The following is a 15386-nucleotide window of genomic DNA, read 5'->3' as shown; positions in this document are numbered from 1 at the left end:
GGATGAAGACTCCGGAGATGAACTGCAGTACCACGAACGGCATCACGATCACCGCGGTGGCGCTCTTGGACGACCGGGGCAGGCTGCTGATCGCGTTCAGCTGCTTGCCTGATGGCGGCGCTCTAGTTTGCCGGCTGGGTTGAACCGCTCCGGCTTCGTTGGAGGTCACGGTAGCAGTGGCTGGTGGCCTGCGGGCGCCATCCTGGACAGGTGCGATAGTCGGGTAGTGGATCTTCCCCGCCTGGACGTCAGCGCTTGGTCGAGGTCACCGCGGCCATTTTCACCCATGGAGTCGATGCCCCTGCACTTCTGTACGTCTGGCTCCACCTGGAATCGGCGACTGTCCTGGTCGGCGTTGCGCCTGACTGGGCACTGCGGATTACGCCGGACGAGCCGAGGGGGACTACACGATGCCGGAACTCGGCAGCCGCGTCGACATCGTCCCCGCCCCTGCTGAGGCTCCCTTCATGAGGCACTTCGGGGAGCGGTTGGCGCGCGTGGTCGAGGAATTCGACGCCAAGGGCTGACGCAGAAGGTGATTACCGCGCTGAACGTCGACCTCACTATGAAGGACCTCGCCGACAACCTCGCGGCAGTCCGGTACCCATCCGCTGTCAGCTGAGAAAACGGACTGGCCTGGACTGGCCTGGACGGCTATGGATCGCGGGACCCCGTGGAGCCGTCCCGACCAGGTCCGGATGGCAGCCGTGGACGGTCCTGGACGGTCGTGATCTAACTCGTAATGAAGAGGTGTAAGCCGCAGAGAGATGACAACCGTCCGGAAAATTTGGGGCTTGAAAGCACAAATACCCTGCTGCGTGCGATCTTCGGACTATCGCTGTCCCGGATACCGCTGTCAGGAAATGATGCCTTAAGAAGGCTCAGTGTGTCACTCCGGCTTACATCTTTGATAGCAAGTTCCCTGGTCCGGAACGGATCGGGGAACTTGCCATAAATCACACGTGGTTGCGGTCGGCGCAGGAGCATCGGTTTTCATTGCACGTCTCGTGCCGGTCATTTTGGCAGTAAATGCAAGTGCCGTATCCATTTCCCATCTGATCACACCTCCTTTCGGCTCGACTAGTGTGCCCATTCGGGAGGGGTTTTGGCAAGTGGAGATGTCCCAAAGCGTTTCTTGCGTGAGGGGGCGGAGATTCTAAGAAACGGAAGACGTGACGGTGCGGGACCTAGCATTTCCTTTTGGGTCCTCAGTGATCGCTACTAGGTAGGACAAAATATGCTTTTTGGACGCTCCGTAATATCTAACTAGTGTAGATGGGGTGAGCGTTTAGTGTAAATTAAGCCTAAATGCCCCTTCTGTCCATCTTGAGAAGTTGTTCATGTTTAGGGATTCGCTGCGTAGCGGAAGGATTCGTTTGTGTATCGATTGAAAATTGCGGGATGAGTTGATCTATCTTGGATGAATAACCTGCTTGTCCCTACTAGACCTGCAGGTGAGCGAATGAGTGAGCAGTCGGCACAGGTGATCGTCGGTGAAGAGCAAGTCTCCAACCCTCCCGGTACCGCGAAAAAAACCGACAGCTCCGGTGGCAAGAAGCCTCCCCCTGCGCGGGCAGTTCCCAAGTGGGAGACCGACGCGCGAGACCGAGTCCGAACGGCCGTACGCCGCTACTCCAAGCCGCTGGCCGATCTGGTGGCCCGTGATGCCAACGAAGGAGACACGCGGCTTCTGATCACAGACTTCCTATGCGAAGGGCTGGGCTACGACAAGTACGAGGACCTCACCACCGAGTACCAGGTCAAAGGTGAGTTCGCTGATTACGGCATTCGCATCGACAAGCAGTTGGTCGCCTTCATCGAGGTGAAGCGGTGCAGCCAGAAGCTCAACACCAAGCACCTGCGCCAGGTGCAGATGTATGCCGTCAACGAGGGCGTCGAGTGGATGATCCTGTCCAACGGACAAGTCTGGCAGGCATACCACATGACCGCCGGCCTTCCTGTGGTCATCGATCTCGCCCTTGAGGTCGACCTTCTTGGAGACGCCAGCTTGACGACCAAGGTTGATGGGCTCTTCTACCTGACCAAGGAGTCGTTCAAGCGCCGGTTGATGGATGACCTGTGGAGGGCGCGCGCCGCGACGTCGCCGAAGTCCTTGGCGCAGGTGCTTCTGTCGGAAGTTGTGGTCGATGCGGTGCGCAAGGAGCTTCGACGCCAGACGAGCTACAACGCCGACTCTGCTGAGGTTCACCGTGCCTTGCGTGACGAGGTGCTGCGAGCGGAGATCTTGCCCTAACCGCAGGCGCCTCGAATGAGCGTCCCGAATGGCCTAGCCGATTTGGGACGCTCCATCGTCTGTCGGCTGTCCAGGTGACAGCAGCGCTGACAGCAACGTCCCCGCACATGGACTCACCTCAGCCACCGTCCACCACCCTCTGACCACGGTCTCCGCTACCCGACCAGGGTGATTGGTCCGCCTGAAAAGCGGAAGGTCGGCAGTTCGACCCTGCCCCTGACCACAAGCATTGAACAGCAAGAACGCCCCGAACGGATATTCGTTCGGGGCTTTTTGATATCCACTGACAGCAACGTCATAGATGCACGGGTGAGGATCGAATCCGTGGATTCCAGTCAGCCGAAGTTCCTGTAGCCGTGGTCAAGTAAGTCGTTGCCATTTCGGGGAGGCCCCCGTTAGCCTCCCCGAATCAACGCCCGTCAGGTCGCCGCCAAGGCCTCCGTGGGTGCCAGGCGGGCCGCGCGGATCGCCGGGTACAGGCCCGCGATCGCACCGATCACCACCGTCGCGCCGACGCCACCCGCGAGGACCCACAGTGGCACGACCGTGGGCCACTTCTGCGTCGTGGCGTACATTCCGGTCACCAGATAGCCGAGCAACGCACCGAACGCGCCGCCGAGCAGCGACAGGAGCAGTGACTCCGCGACGAACTGCGTACGGACCTGGCCCTTTGTGGCGCCCTGTGATCTGCGCAGGCCGATCTCCGAGCGCCTTTCCAGCACCGAGATCACCATCGTGTTGGCGACGCCGATCCCGCCCACGAGCAGCGCGACCGCGCCCAACCCGAGCAGCAATGCGTCAAAAGTCGCGTTCGTGGCCCGGCGTGCGGCCAGCACGTCGGACGGCTTCGACACCTGCACCGAGCCCGGCGCCGACGGGTTGGCCGTGGGCGCGAGCACCGCACGTACCGCCTCCACCTGCGACTCCACCGACCGCGTGTAGACCGTCGTCGGATGCCCGTCAAAGCCCAGGTACACCGTGGCCGCCGGCCACCCCATGACCACCGCCGAGTCGAGCTCCGGCGCGAGTAGCACCTTCTGCAACACCCCGACCACGACCCACCATCGGCCACCGATATAGACGGCGGGCACGTTCCCGAGCCGCTCGGCCGCCGTCGCGCCGAGCACCACCGCTGGATACCGGTCGGTCGCCGCGTTGAGCCAGGCACCGTGGTCGAGCGTGCCGCTGACCGTCTTGAGCAGGTCGAGCTTGGCTGCGAGCACGGACAGGCCCCCGGACTGCGCCGCCGGTATCCGGTCGTTGCGATAGGCGTACGTGTCACCGAGCTTGCCGGTAGCGGTGACCGACTGCACCGGGCCGATCCACTTGATCATCTCGACCGACTCGTCGGGCAGCGTGGCCTGCTTGCCGAACATCGTGTTGCCGGGAGACACGGTCAGCATGTTGGTGCCGAGCTTCGCGAGTTCCTGGTCGAGGTCGGCGCGGCTGGAGGCGGAGATGCCGACCACCGCGGTCATCGCCGCGATGCCGATCGCGATGCCCAGCGCCGACAGCACGGCGCGCAACGGGCGCGCGCGCAGGCCGTATCCGCCGAGCCGGGCCAGGTCCGACAGGCGCAGCCGGGCGGGCCGCAGTGACATCTCAGACCACCTGCCCGTCGCGCATCGGCACCTGCCGCGGCAGGCTGTCCGCGATTTCGCGGTCATGCGTGATGACCAGGATCGTCGTGCCCGCCTCGTTCAGCTCGCGCAGCAGTTTCATCACCCCGGCGCCGGAGACCGAGTCGAGGTTTCCGGTCGGCTCGTCCGCGAGCAGTAGCGGCGGATCGCCCGCGACCGCGCGGGCGATGGCCACCCGCTGGCGCTCGCCGCCGGAGAGCTGGTAGGGGCGGTGGCTGAGCCGCTCGCCCAGGCCGACCCGCACCAGCGCGGCCTCGGCGCGCTGCTCGCGTTCTCGCTTGCCGACGCCGGTGTACAGCAGGCCGTCGGCGACGTTGCCCAGCGCGTCCCGCCCCGGCGCGAGGTGGAACTGCTGGAAGACGAAGCCGATACGCCGGGCGCGCAGCGCGGAGAGCTGCCGGTCGGACAGCGACGCCACGTCGTGCCCGTCGATTCGCACGGTGCCCTGCGACGGCCGGTCCAGCGTGCCGACCAGGTTCAGCATCGTGGACTTGCCCGAGCCCGACGGCCCGACGATCGCCAGCAGCTCGCCGTAGTCGACGACCAGGTCGACCGAGAGCAGCGCGGTGATCCCGCCGGGGTAGGTCTTGGTGACACCGGCGAGCTCGATCACCGGGTGGCCGACGAGGGTGCCCGGGGCGGTCACGACGGTTTCGAGGGGATTCACGACGGCACCGCCACCTTCATGCCGGCTTGCAGCCCGTTCCCGGTGATCTCCACCTTGCCGTCGGCGAAGAGCCCGGTCTCCACCGCCACGGTTCGCGTCGTGCTTCCGTCGACGATCTGCACCCCGTACCCGCCCTCAGCGAGCGCGAGCAGCGCAGCCACCGGAACGGCCAGCACGTTCGGCCGCTTGCCCGCGGTGAAAGCGACGGTGATGGCAGCCGCGCCCATGCTCTTGACCGCCGAGGTGAAGCGGATCGTCACCTGGATCCCGGTGGTGTCCGCTTCGCCGTTCTCGCCCTGGCTCACGACCGTGGCGATCTTGATGATCTTGCCTGGGACGACCTTCCCGTTGGGAAGTGTGATCTGCACCTTGGCGCCCTTTTTGGCGAGCCGCCCCGAGCTCGCATCCAGTCTGACCGTGGCCAGCGGCGAGGTGCCGGTGACCTTTTCCACGGTGACGCCGGGCCCGACGACGGTCCCCAACTGCGTACTCAGCGAGTCCACGCGCACCGCGCCGGCGGCGTACACGATCTGGCTGGGATCCACCGTGCCGATCTTGGTCAGATGGAGATCGTCCTGCCAGTCTTTGACCGCAGAGGCGGTCGCCCAGCTGTAGGTGCTGTCGACGGTGAAGCCGCGGTAGCCGAGCGCCCGGAGGTTCTGCTCGAACTGCTTGACGTCGGCGCCCTTGACGCCCGTCGAGAGCATGCGATAGGCGGGGAGCGAGCCGTAGAGCAGAGTGACCGGCTTGTTGTCGAGGTGGAAGATCGCCTTGCCGCGGGTGACCGTCGCGCCCTCCGCGGGCAGCCCGGTCACGGTGCCGTTGCCGCGCGACGAGATCGATGTGGTGTCGCCGTGGCCGAGCGTGCCGTCGTGGTTCTCCCGGTCGACCAGCGTCAGCTTGGTGATCTCGACGGTGGACACCGGCGTGCTACTGGCGGAGCTGGGGCTTTCCTCCGCCACCGGCAGGTTGAAGACCGTGATCGCGGCGGCCACGGCACCGGCCGAGAGCACGCCGGCGACCACGCCCGCGGTGCGTCGTGCACCCATCAAGAGTTTCCCTTGCTCTGCGGAGCCGGCATGTACTTATCGCACTCCTGTCTCGCCTTCTGAAAGGCCGGGTCGTCGGGCTCGAAACCCTGAATTTCGGAGTTGATCTTGATGGAGCCGTTCGCGTCGGGGTCGGGATACTTCGCGAATCCGTGGTCCCGCATGCACTGCGACACCTGCCGCACCTTATTGAGATCCTCTGCGCTGATCTGTTGGCCTTGCCCGCCCCTCCAGGGGGAGTACACCTTGCATGCCTCCTCCGCCTTATCGACCTTGCTCTGGTCGGTGCCGTCGGGGGCGTGTACCCCTAGATTGCCTTCGGCATCCGGGTCGGGGAACCACGTGAGGCCCTGGTCGCGCATGCACTGCGAGAATTTCAGCGCCGAGTCCTGGTCGTTTCCCGCCACCGCGCTGGCGCCGGCCGTGGGCGCGCCGGAGGTGGCGGTCGCCACCAGTGGGTCAGAATGACGGGCGCAACCGGCCGTTCCCACGGCAAGCAGCAAAGCAACTGCGACAAGAGTTTGTCGCGTCGTCGCCTTCTTCGCCAGCGGCTTATTCGTATTCGTGGACATGCGTTATGTTTACGCTTCGACCGGTCACACGCCGGGCACAGAAAACGCGTAACAGCTCTTACTTGGTTTCTACAGCCGGGAAAAGCACCCTGATCGCGAGGCCGCCCTCCGGCCGGGCACGCACGGTCAGGTCCGCCGAGTGGGCAGCGGCGATCGACTGGACGATGGACAGCCCGAGGCCGTGATGACCGTCGTCGTCGGCCGTCCGGTTGAGCCGCTGGAACGGGCTGAGAAGCTGGTCCACCATCTCCGGCGGGACGGGCGGCCCGGTGTTGGTCACCGACAGGAAGGAGCGCGCGCCCTCGGTGCCCGTCGCCACCTCCACCCGCCCGTCCGGGACGTTGTGACTCATCGCGTTGTCGACCAGGTTGGCCACCAGCCGCTTGATGAGGGCGGGGTCGCCGGTGACTCGGGCGGGCCGGACCTCCGCTGCGACGGCCAGGTCTTGTCGTCGCGCTTCCGGGCCGGCGGCCCGCAGCACGTCGCCGGTCAGCCCGGACAGGTCAACGCTCTCCAAGCGGTCCAGGCCGCGTTCGCTGGTGGCCAGGACGAGCAGCGATCCGAGGAGCCTGGCTTGCTGCTCACTGACAGCCATTAATTGCTCGAACTGCGCCCGGAACGAGTCCGCCGTCGCGTCCGGGTCGATGACGGCTTCCTCCAGCAGGGCATGCTCCAGCGTCAGCGGCGTACGCAACTCGTGTGCGGCGTTGGCGATGAACCGCTTGTGCGAGTCGAGTGCCGCCTCCAACCGGCCGAGCAGCCCGTCGACGGTGTCCGCAAGATTCTTGAGCTCGTCGCGCGGCCCTGTGACGGCCAGCCGCTCGTGCACATTTCGCGCCGAGATGCGCTGGATGCTGGTTGTCATGGTCTGCAGCGGCCGCAGCACCCGCCCGGCCACCAGCCAGCCGAGCACGGCCGAGAGCATCGACATGATGGCGAGCGCCACGCCGGACTGCACGAGCAGCTGATGCATGATCCCCGCCTGCTGCTGGACAGCCTGCTCCCGGACCGCCTCGGCGATGCGCCGCTCCGCTTCGGGCAGCTGGACTCCCCCCGGCAAGCTCTCCCCCAGGTAGATGCTGACGCTCCGCCCACCGGACGGCGTCGTGCTGGTCGTGGACATCGCGACGTTCGGCCCGCTGTGTGCGACCAGAAGATAGGTGATGGCCAGCAGAACGGCGCCGGAGAGCAGGAAGAGCACGCCGTACAGGAGGGTGAGCCGCAGCCGAACCCGCATACCGGAAATCTTGGACTTCAGACCCATAAGGATCCCATCACGTTCAGATTCGATAGCCGGCCCGGGGAACGGTCTCAATGACAGGCGGCTCACCGAGCTTCGACCGGAGGCGGTTCATGGTGGCCTTCACCGTCGTCGTGAACGGGTCGGTTGCCTCGTCCCATACCCGTTCCAGGAGCTCTTCGGCGGAGACCACCCGGCCCTGTGCGGTGAGCAGGTATTCGAGGACGGCCAGCTCCTTGGGATTGAGCGCCAGCCGCGTCCCGGCCCGGGTGGCGACCCGCTGGGCCGGGTCGAGCGCCAGGTCACCGCGCACCAGCACGGGCGGCACGGCGGGCTGGGAACGCCGGCCGAGCGCCCGGATGCGGGCCACCAACTCGGGATAGGCGAACGGCTTCGGCAGGTAGTCGTCCGCGCCGATGGTGAGGCCGCGCACCCGGTCGGCGATGGTGGCGGCCGCGGTCAGCATGAGCACCCGGGTGCGCAGCGGCTCCCGCATCAGCCGGCGGCACACCTCATCGCCGGAAACACCCGGCAAATCACGGTCGAGGACCACCACGTCATAGTCGACCTCAACGGCGCGCTCGAGGGCCGCGGTCCCGTCATACGCCACGTCGACCGCCATGCCCTCGCGCCGCAGAACCCGCGCCACCGAATCGGCGAGCCGCACGTGATCCTCAACCACCAGGACCCTCATACGCCTCCCCCGACCGCCCGTGTCCGCCTCCGATCCGGAACGCCAGCGTACGGGTGAGACGGTCACATGGTTGTCACAACCGCCCCCGGCCAGGCCGCGCGCAGGGCGTCGGTGGATGACACGCGGGCGACGCGCAGCGCCGGAAGCAGATCGCCCACGTGCCGGCGTGGCCCGACGCCTGATCCTGGACACGGGGGTGCTCATGGCCGCCGAGGGAGGCAAGGCACCCGTGGACGCCGTGATCGAAGATGCCGATGATGTGGCGATTGCGGCGATCACTGTGGCCGAACTGCTCGTCAGCGTGGAGATGGACGATGCGGCCCGACGACCGAATCGGCAGGCCTTCGTGGATGAAGTCCTGGCGTTGATTCCCATCGAGGAGTACACGACAGACGTCGCCAGAGTCCATGCTCGTCTCATGGCGCATGTTCGCCGAGAAGGTAAGTCTCGGGGAGCGTACGATCTGCTGATCGCAGCGACGGCCGCGGCCACTGCGAGAACAGTGATCACGATGGACGCCTCGGCCGCATTTGATGATCTTCCAGGTGTACGCGCTCAGGTGGTTCCTCGCTGAGTGACGACGGCAACCCTGACGGCAACGTCGGCCACCAAGACAGCACCCAGGGCACTCTTGGCCACTCGTCGGCACCTGGGTCGAGGCGGCCCGGCAGCCTGATGGCCACACCTGAAAAGCGGAAGGTCGGCAGTTCGACCCTGTCCCTGACCGCAAGCATCGAACAGCAGAAACGCCCCGAACGGATCATCGTTCGGGGCTTTTTGATCTCCTCTGACAGCAACATCACCAGTCTTCGGCCATCTCTCGGAGATAGCGGAAGTGCTCGTCTATGCCAACCTCTGAGCCCTTGAGGTAGCTGGCAATCCTCCATCTCGTTCGTATCTTTATGCAACGGCCTGAGTTCTGCGCGTGCCCGCGTGCGGATCCACCGCAGCATCCTTGATGTACATCATCATGTACGCTGAAGACATGAAGGTGATGACCATGTCCGAATCGCGGGCCAACTACGCCGCCACCCTCGACGCTGTCATCGATGACCAGGAAGAAGTCCTCATCACCCGCCCTGGCGGGGAAGGCGTCGTCATGGTGTCGCAACATGAATACGAATCGATGCGCGAGACGCTCTACCTCATGGCCTCGCCTGCCAACCGCCGACGTCTGTCGGAGGCGGTCGCCCGCCTGGAGGCCGGCGGCGGCACCGTCCGCGAACTGGCCGATGAGGACACCACCTCGTGAAGGTCCTCTTCGACGAACTTGCCTGGGATGACTACTGCTACTGGCAGCGAGAAGATCGACGCATCCTCAAAAGGATCAATCAGCTGATCGCCGACATAGCCCGAAACGAGAACGAAGGCATCGGCAAACCAGAGCCGCTGAAGTACGAATGGTCCGGCTACTGGTCCCGGCGCATTACTTCAGAACACCGGCTCGTCTACCGCGTCAACGACGACACCATCATGATCGCCGCCTGTCGCTATCACTACGAGAAGTAGCATCCGGCCGGCGGCGAACCCCGGCATCCCGCTTCGGTTCAGAGCGGGAAGCCTGCGGCGCCCCTCTTGCGGGAGATGCCTGTCACTCACCGGCTGTGGCCAGGGCGATCGACCCCGGGGCCCGATGGACGGTCCGGCACGGGGTGACCTGCGCTGATGTAACAGCAGCACTGGCAGCAACATGCCCACACACCAGGACATCTGCGTCACCGTCCACATGCGACTGACCATGGCCTCGGTCAGCCGAGCAGGGCAGTTGTCCCGCCTGAAAAGCGGAAGGTCGGCGGTTCGACCCCGCCCCTGACCACAGCAGCTGAACAGCACAAACGCCCCGAGCCACCTATGGCCGGGGCGCTTTTCGTTGTGCCTGACGACAACGCTGACGACAACGCGCTTTTCATTAAGGGAGCGAGGAATGGGCTGGCGGCTCTTACGACGTCGGAAGGCGCGTCTGTCGGCTCAGACCGCAGTGCGCTATCTGATGGGCCGAGGGTTCATCGAGATACGCGCCACGACGCACATCGTGCGCCGGGAGTTGCAGGGTGAGGACCTCAGTAGCCCGCTCAGCCGCATCGACCGCATAAGAATGATCGCCGACATCTGCCACAACCTTCCGGCTGGGCTTCCCCTCGTAACGTAGAGACATCGCCTTAAGGGGGAAACGGCGATGTCTCTACGTTACGAGGGAAAGCCCAACTGGCCGCCCAGATCCCAGAATGACATCGAAGATCACCAACAGCATCCCGAAAGTGAGCCAGAGCCACTTTTTTTACATGGCCACGGACACGATCGCAGGAAGACTCGCCACGACGTATCGAAGGTTCGGGCCGTCGGGCGGAAGTGCCGAGAACGCAGAATACGTCGCACCGTCGCCTCGCTGACCCGGTAGCCGAGCTGCACCAACTCCCCATGCAGGGTTCTCCTTCGCCAGGCGGATGATCAAATCCCGGACCTCCTGGCTCGTCCTCGGCCGTCCACAACGATGCGGATAGGTCCAGGTGCCAGGTGAGCAACGTCGCTGGGGTGACAAGCCGGTGAGCACGCGGCACCGCCGGCAACCAGCGGGCCAACGCCGCGAGCACGGCCCGGTCGGCCCAGTCCGGCTTCGGACGCGCCACCTGACGCCGCAGCACCGCCACCTCGTGACGTAACACCACGATCTCCACGTCCTTCGACGCCTGACTGCGGCCCGGCAACACCAGCCGGCCAAACACCCGGATCGCGATCAGATAGAGCAGGCGAACAACCACAAGGCGTGATCTTGGTGGCTGTCCCCGGACACCGTCAAACCACAGCTCAGAGAGCCACAACGCCAATTTTGACGCGGCATAGGCACCACCGGCGAGCGAATCAGTCTGACGGCGCTCCATCCACAGACCATGTTCCCGAGCCGTACTCGTCGGGTTGGAGAACAATCAGATCCGTCCCCGTCACGAAAGCGTTCGGCGGGCAGGTCTGTGGTTCGATCCCGACGCCGGTGCGGGTGAGGTGCTTGCTCGGGAGGTCGCCTGAGAACACCTGGACCCAGCGGAATGCTGGGGAGGTGCGGATCGTGAGGGTCAAACCGGCCGGATCAGAGAGAGTGACGTCTCCTGCATCCTCTGTGGGAGCCACCGCGTACGCAACGCTGAACCGATCTGGACCGAGCGCGCGGCCCTCTCGAAAATCGAGCCCGGAGTTGTCCACGAGACGCCATCGGGTCGGGAGAGCCGAGAGCGGGTCGGTCTCGAGGTAGCTCGGCGCAGTGAGCTTCAGGATCCAATCCGTCAGCGGCGACGGTCCCGGTCTGAAGTAGGGGTGGAACCCGATGCCGAACGGAGCGATCCGATCACCGATGTTGACCCACGCTGCGTCGCAGTGCAAACCCGTGGCCGTGACCGTGTAGGTGACGGTCACGCGCACAAGGAACGGATACCCGTCGACCCCTCCTACGGTGTGGCCGAACGAGACCGACGATGTGCTCCGGCGCTCCAGGGCCCATAGCTGGTCGAACGCCAGGCCGTGCAGGGCGTGGCCGTACGCCGGATCGTTGATCGGGAGTTGATAGGCGCGCCCCGCGAACTCGTACCTGCCGTCGGCGAGGCGGTTGGGCCAGGGAGTGAGCACCGCGCCGTGGTGGCCCAGTGCTGGCGCGACCCGGCCGGGGCCGGCCAGGATCGACTCATCGCCGAGCCAGAGCCCGGTGAGGGTGGCACCGATGGGATCGACGGTGGCGCGAGTGCCGCCCCACGCGATGGTGGCGGGTTCATCAGCAGCGGTCACTGGCCGTGCTCGCGTGCGCGGATCCCGTATGCCGCGCGTGACATCTTCGCCGCGGTCGCGCGCGCTTCGCGTCCGAGCTCGGTGACGCGGCTCTGCATGCGGTACTTCGGGCCATAGATGGACACGGCCGCGAGCGGGAGGCCGTTCCGGTCCTGGGCGAGCGCTGCGACGCGTTCTACGTCGTCGGTTCGCGGGATCCAGACGTACCCCCGTGATCGGGCGAGCTCCAACTCGCGCGCCCAGCTCTCGCGGTCGAGCCGGACTTCGGGATGCTCGACCGGTGCGTCGCGGAGGTCGTCGAGGATGCGGTGCTGCTCGACGACCGGAAGGGCGAAGAGGATGGCGCGGCCCGCGGCGGTTGCGTGCAACGGGGCTAGGTTCCCGATGTGCGGGACCATCCGGAACGGTTGCTCCGGATCGATCTGCTCGATGCTGACGGTGTAGTCGCCTTGCCGGATCGTGAGGATCACGGTCTCGCCGACCACATCGCAGAGTTCCTTGAGGTAGGGCCGGGCGATCTCGCTCAGGTTGTACTGCTTCTGGAACCCTTTCCCGAGACTCAGGACCCGGCCGGTCAGGACGACGCGCCTGTTGTCGAGGCGAGCGAGGAATCCCAGGTCGACCAGCGTGGCGACGAGCCGGGAGACGGAGCTCTTGTCCGTTCCGGTGAGCTCGGCCAGTTCGGTCACGGTTAAGCCTCCGCGGCCGTCTGCGACGGCTTCCAGGATCCGCAACCCGCGCGCCAGTGCGCGGTAGCGAGCCTCCTCCGTCACGCGATCTCCTTTCGACGCGTCAAGGATTCGATCTCCTCGCGCATTCCCGACTCCATCGCGCGGTCGGCGACCCCGCCCACCGCGCGGATGGCCTCACGGAACGGGGTCGACAGCTGGAACGAATCGTAGTCGGGCACGTAGCCGAAGTCTTCACGGGCTTTGTCCATCGGCAGACGCGTGAAGGTGTTCCCGCTCACCGCGTTGTAGATCTCGAAGCGCAGAGGTTCGGCGTCGATCACGGTGTCGATCAGACGGTACAGGTCGGTCGGTGCGGTGTAGTCCTGCAGCATCCAGCCGGTGTCGGGAGCGTCGATGACCTGCGGATCCTGGAACGCGCCAATGCGGAGCGCAACGAACGACAACTGCTCGGTGCTGGCGACGAAGCTGCCGAGCGCCTCACCGAAGGCCTTCGTGACGCCGTACAGATCCCCCGGTTGGACTGGGTCGTCCTCGGTGACACCCGAGCCCGGCGGGTAGCCGGAGACGGCGTGGACGGAGGATGCATAGACGACTCTCCGGCAGGCCGCTGCCACGGCCGCGGCGATCACGTTGTACGTCCCCACGATGTTCGCCGGCAGCAGGCTCGACCACGTCGCCCAGGGGTGGCGTTCACCGCCGAGATGGAGGACGGTGTCGATGCCGTCGAACGCTCCATGGATCTCATCCAGTTGCCTGAGGTCGGCTTCGACCAGTCGCCCGAGGTGCGCGTGCCGGTCGTCGAACTGCCCCGGCAGGTCCAGGAGCGTGACCTGATAGCGATCGCGCGCCCACTCCGCATAGCCCGAGCCGATGGAGCCGGCGCCGCCCGTGATCAGGAGCTTTCGCATCAGCAGCGCCCCGCACTGACGACCACGTCGCTGGGATGCACCTGCAGGCCCTCGTCGAGTACGGCCGGCAGACTGCCGCGGTTCCAGTAGATGTCGACCTGGTCATCATCGAGCGAGTAGCGCGTATGCAGGAGCGTGCCGTCGTCGATCAGCTCGAACGAACCGTCGTCGAAGATCCGCGCGTGCTCGCGGCGCAGACCGACCAGACGCCTGATCCGGTCCGCGTAGGCGGGCGCGGAGTCGATCGTGCGCCGTGCACGATGGATCGCGACGTCGAATGCGAGGTTGTACGCGAACGCGAAGTTGAGCTGGTCCTCCCAGCCCGGTCGTTCGTCGTGGATGAAGCGGTTCGAGACGACCGGCTCGGGGAAGGCCGTGCGGAACAGGCCGGGGAACGCCTCGTCCTGGTACTGGAACGCGAATCCGAGGCCGTGGTTGAAGTCGAGGAGCGGGATGAGATTGTCGACCATGCCCTCCGAACCGACCGCCGCGCCATCCGCTGCCTCCCGGATCTGCTTGAAGGTCTGCGCCCGGTACGTGGTCTCCAGGTTCGTGCGCTCGCCGTGCTCGTGGCGCTCGTCGTAGCAGGGCCAGGCGGTCAGGTGGAACCCGGTCTGGTCGAAGAACACAGAGCGGGCGCCGAGCGATGCCTGGGTAGCGGCGACGGATGCCATCTGATCCCGCCACCGCGGCGCGCCGTGGCAGGCGGCGACGAACGATGGTGCCGCGAAGTAGCGCATGGTCAACGACTCTCCGGCGAAGTCGTAGCCGGCGACGTAGTCCAGGCCGCGGAAGTCCTTCTTGGTGACCTCGTCGGCGTGGTCGGAGTAGTACTGCGTCGTCCTGTCGATGATGTTGCCGTTGGCGTAGAGCGAGATGAATCCGCCGCGATCGTTGATCGTCTTGATCGCCCGAGCCAGGGCTTCCGCACCGCCCAGCTCCTCGTCCGCCTCGTAGATCGGGTAGCCGCGATCGAAGCCGGCCTTCCACCACCCGAACAGGAGGATCCCATCCAGTCCGTGTTCGCGGCCGAGCTCGAAGATGGGCACCAGGTCGTCGTAGTGGAACTGCTCGGCGCCGAACTGATGCCGCATGATGATCCGCTGCCACCCCTTGAGCTTGCTCCGCGATGCCGGCGGGCCGTGGTACCAGCTGTCGGCCCACTCCCGGTATCGCCGTGCTCCTGCACGCCAGCCTCCTGCGAGCAGCGCGATGACGATCTCCCCGGTGTCGATCGAGCTTCGGTCGAGCGGGGTCACGACGGACAACCAGAGCTCGCCCTCCGTGCCGCGAGCCGGGATCCCGGCGCTGAAGAGGGCCCCGCGGAAGTCCGGATCGTGGCGGGCCAGGTAGAGGAACTGGTCGCCCGACTCCACTCCCTGCCACGGCATGCTCATCTCGCCGGGGTACGCGGATTGCTCCCAGATGCCGGCCGAGTCGTCGCGCATGTACTCGGAATGTGCACGCGCAAGTCGAGTACGCGGCCTCTCGATCTTCCGACCGAGTCCCTCCGACCGGTAGAGCACCTCGTGCTGCGAGGCGGGGTCGGGTGCGAGCTCGACGATCGGCAGCGACATCTCGCGCAGCGTGATCCCGGTCCCGGCCTCGCCGGTCGCGCGGAACGAGAGCTCGTCCACTCCTGCGGAGACCACGATGACGAGATCCACGTCGATGGTCGCTCCGGCGACCGTGGTCAACGTGTTGTAGGAGATGACGAGCGTGTCGTCGTGCCGAACCACGGTCGAGCGCTGCTGCTCCGAATGCACTGCGACATCGCGTTGGTCGCCGATCATCACGGATAGCGACCAGAACCGCCCACGCGCACTGGTCGTGAAGCGGCCTCCCGTGAGGGAAGCGCGCGCGCCAACCGAATCGAGACCGAAGGACAGGGACCCTGCC

14 protein-coding genes and 1 tRNA gene are annotated in these 15386 nt (G+C 65.6%); 5 read left to right on the top strand and 10 right to left on the bottom strand.

Going from position 1 to position 15386, the window contains the following annotated elements; all coding sequences use genetic code 11:
• Positions 1-1462: 1462 nt before the first annotated feature.
• Positions 1463-2254 carry a type I restriction enzyme HsdR N-terminal domain-containing protein gene (locus ABZ260_RS13355; protein WP_355616434.1) on the top strand — a complete coding sequence of 264 codons (792 nt, stop codon included), beginning with the start codon at positions 1463-1465 and terminating at the stop codon, positions 2252-2254.
• 419 nt (positions 2255-2673) lie between these two features.
• Here ABZ260_RS13355 and ABZ260_RS13350 read toward each other — a convergent pair whose 3' ends face one another.
• Genes ABZ260_RS13350 through ABZ260_RS13325 form a run of 6 tightly spaced genes read right to left on the bottom strand, consistent with a single transcriptional unit; the run spans position 2674 to position 8116 of the window.
• A complete protein-coding gene (locus ABZ260_RS13350; RefSeq protein ID WP_355616432.1) occupies positions 2674-3855 on the bottom strand; it encodes an ABC transporter permease in 1182 nt (393 codons plus the stop codon).
• 1 nt (position 3856) lies between these two features.
• Complete coding sequence (locus ABZ260_RS13345; protein WP_355616436.1) at positions 3857-4507, bottom strand: ABC transporter ATP-binding protein; 651 nt, start codon at positions 4505-4507, stop codon at positions 3857-3859.
• Positions 4508-4557: 50 nt separating this feature from the next.
• Entirely contained in the window at positions 4558-5610 is a 1053-nt protein-coding gene (locus ABZ260_RS13340; protein ID WP_355616430.1) for a peptidoglycan-binding protein, read from the bottom strand.
• Positions 5610-6182: a hypothetical protein gene (locus ABZ260_RS13335; RefSeq protein ID WP_355616428.1), complete on the bottom strand. Its 573-nt coding sequence runs from the start codon at positions 6180-6182 to the stop codon at positions 5610-5612. Before ABZ260_RS13335 ends, ABZ260_RS13340 begins: the two co-directional genes overlap by 1 nt.
• Positions 6183-6240: 58 nt before the next feature.
• Entirely contained in the window at positions 6241-7419 is a 1179-nt protein-coding gene (locus ABZ260_RS13330) for a HAMP domain-containing sensor histidine kinase (protein ID WP_355616426.1), read from the bottom strand.
• A 43-nt stretch (positions 7420-7462) separates the two neighbouring features.
• Complete coding sequence (locus ABZ260_RS13325) at positions 7463-8116, bottom strand: response regulator transcription factor (protein ID WP_355616424.1); 654 nt, start codon at positions 8114-8116, stop codon at positions 7463-7465.
• A 115-nt stretch (positions 8117-8231) separates the two neighbouring features.
• On the opposite strand from ABZ260_RS13325, the gene ABZ260_RS13320 reads away from it, so the two are divergent.
• The 4 genes from ABZ260_RS13320 to ABZ260_RS13305 all read left to right on the top strand — a co-directional run bounded on the left by ABZ260_RS13320 (position 8232) and on the right by ABZ260_RS13305 (position 9932).
• The gene (locus ABZ260_RS13320; protein ID WP_355616422.1) at positions 8232-8690 is read left to right on the top strand and encodes a PIN domain-containing protein; all 459 of its coding nucleotides are present in this window, start codon (positions 8232-8234) and stop codon (positions 8688-8690) included.
• 384 nt (positions 8691-9074) lie between these two features.
• The gene (locus ABZ260_RS13315) at positions 9075-9368 is read left to right on the top strand and encodes a type II toxin-antitoxin system prevent-host-death family antitoxin (protein WP_355616420.1); all 294 of its coding nucleotides are present in this window, start codon (positions 9075-9077) and stop codon (positions 9366-9368) included.
• The gene (locus ABZ260_RS13310; RefSeq protein WP_355616418.1) at positions 9365-9625 is read left to right on the top strand and encodes a Txe/YoeB family addiction module toxin; all 261 of its coding nucleotides are present in this window, start codon (positions 9365-9367) and stop codon (positions 9623-9625) included. Before ABZ260_RS13315 ends, ABZ260_RS13310 begins: the two co-directional genes overlap by 4 nt.
• Before the next feature lie 237 nt (positions 9626-9862).
• A tRNA-Phe gene (locus tag ABZ260_RS13305) sits at positions 9863-9932 on the top strand.
• 1043 nt (positions 9933-10975) lie between these two features.
• On the opposite strand, the gene ABZ260_RS13300 is transcribed toward ABZ260_RS13305, so the two are convergent.
• The 4 genes from ABZ260_RS13300 to ABZ260_RS13285 are packed head-to-tail and all read right to left on the bottom strand — an operon-like array spanning position 10976 to position 15280.
• On the bottom strand, positions 10976-11887 hold the full coding sequence (locus ABZ260_RS13300; RefSeq protein WP_355616416.1) for a hypothetical protein: 912 nt from the start codon (positions 11885-11887) through the stop codon (positions 10976-10978).
• Positions 11884-12660, bottom strand: a complete 777-nt coding sequence (locus tag ABZ260_RS13295; protein WP_355616414.1) for an IclR family transcriptional regulator — start codon at positions 12658-12660, stop codon at positions 11884-11886. Before ABZ260_RS13295 ends, ABZ260_RS13300 begins: the two co-directional genes overlap by 4 nt.
• Entirely contained in the window at positions 12657-13487 is an 831-nt protein-coding gene (locus tag ABZ260_RS13290) for an NAD(P)-dependent oxidoreductase (RefSeq protein ID WP_355616412.1), read from the bottom strand. Before ABZ260_RS13290 ends, ABZ260_RS13295 begins: the two co-directional genes overlap by 4 nt.
• A complete protein-coding gene (locus ABZ260_RS13285; protein ID WP_355616410.1) occupies positions 13487-15280 on the bottom strand; it encodes a DUF6259 domain-containing protein in 1794 nt (597 codons plus the stop codon). Before ABZ260_RS13285 ends, ABZ260_RS13290 begins: the two co-directional genes overlap by 1 nt.
• Positions 15281-15386 lie beyond the last annotated feature (106 nt).

Origin of the sequence: Streptosporangium sp. NPDC006013 (assembly GCF_040614275.1) — a bacterium.
In the GTDB taxonomy this organism is placed as follows: domain Bacteria; phylum Actinomycetota; class Actinomycetes; order Streptosporangiales; family Streptosporangiaceae; genus Streptosporangium.
This window is presented reverse-complemented; position numbering and strand designations above follow the sequence as displayed.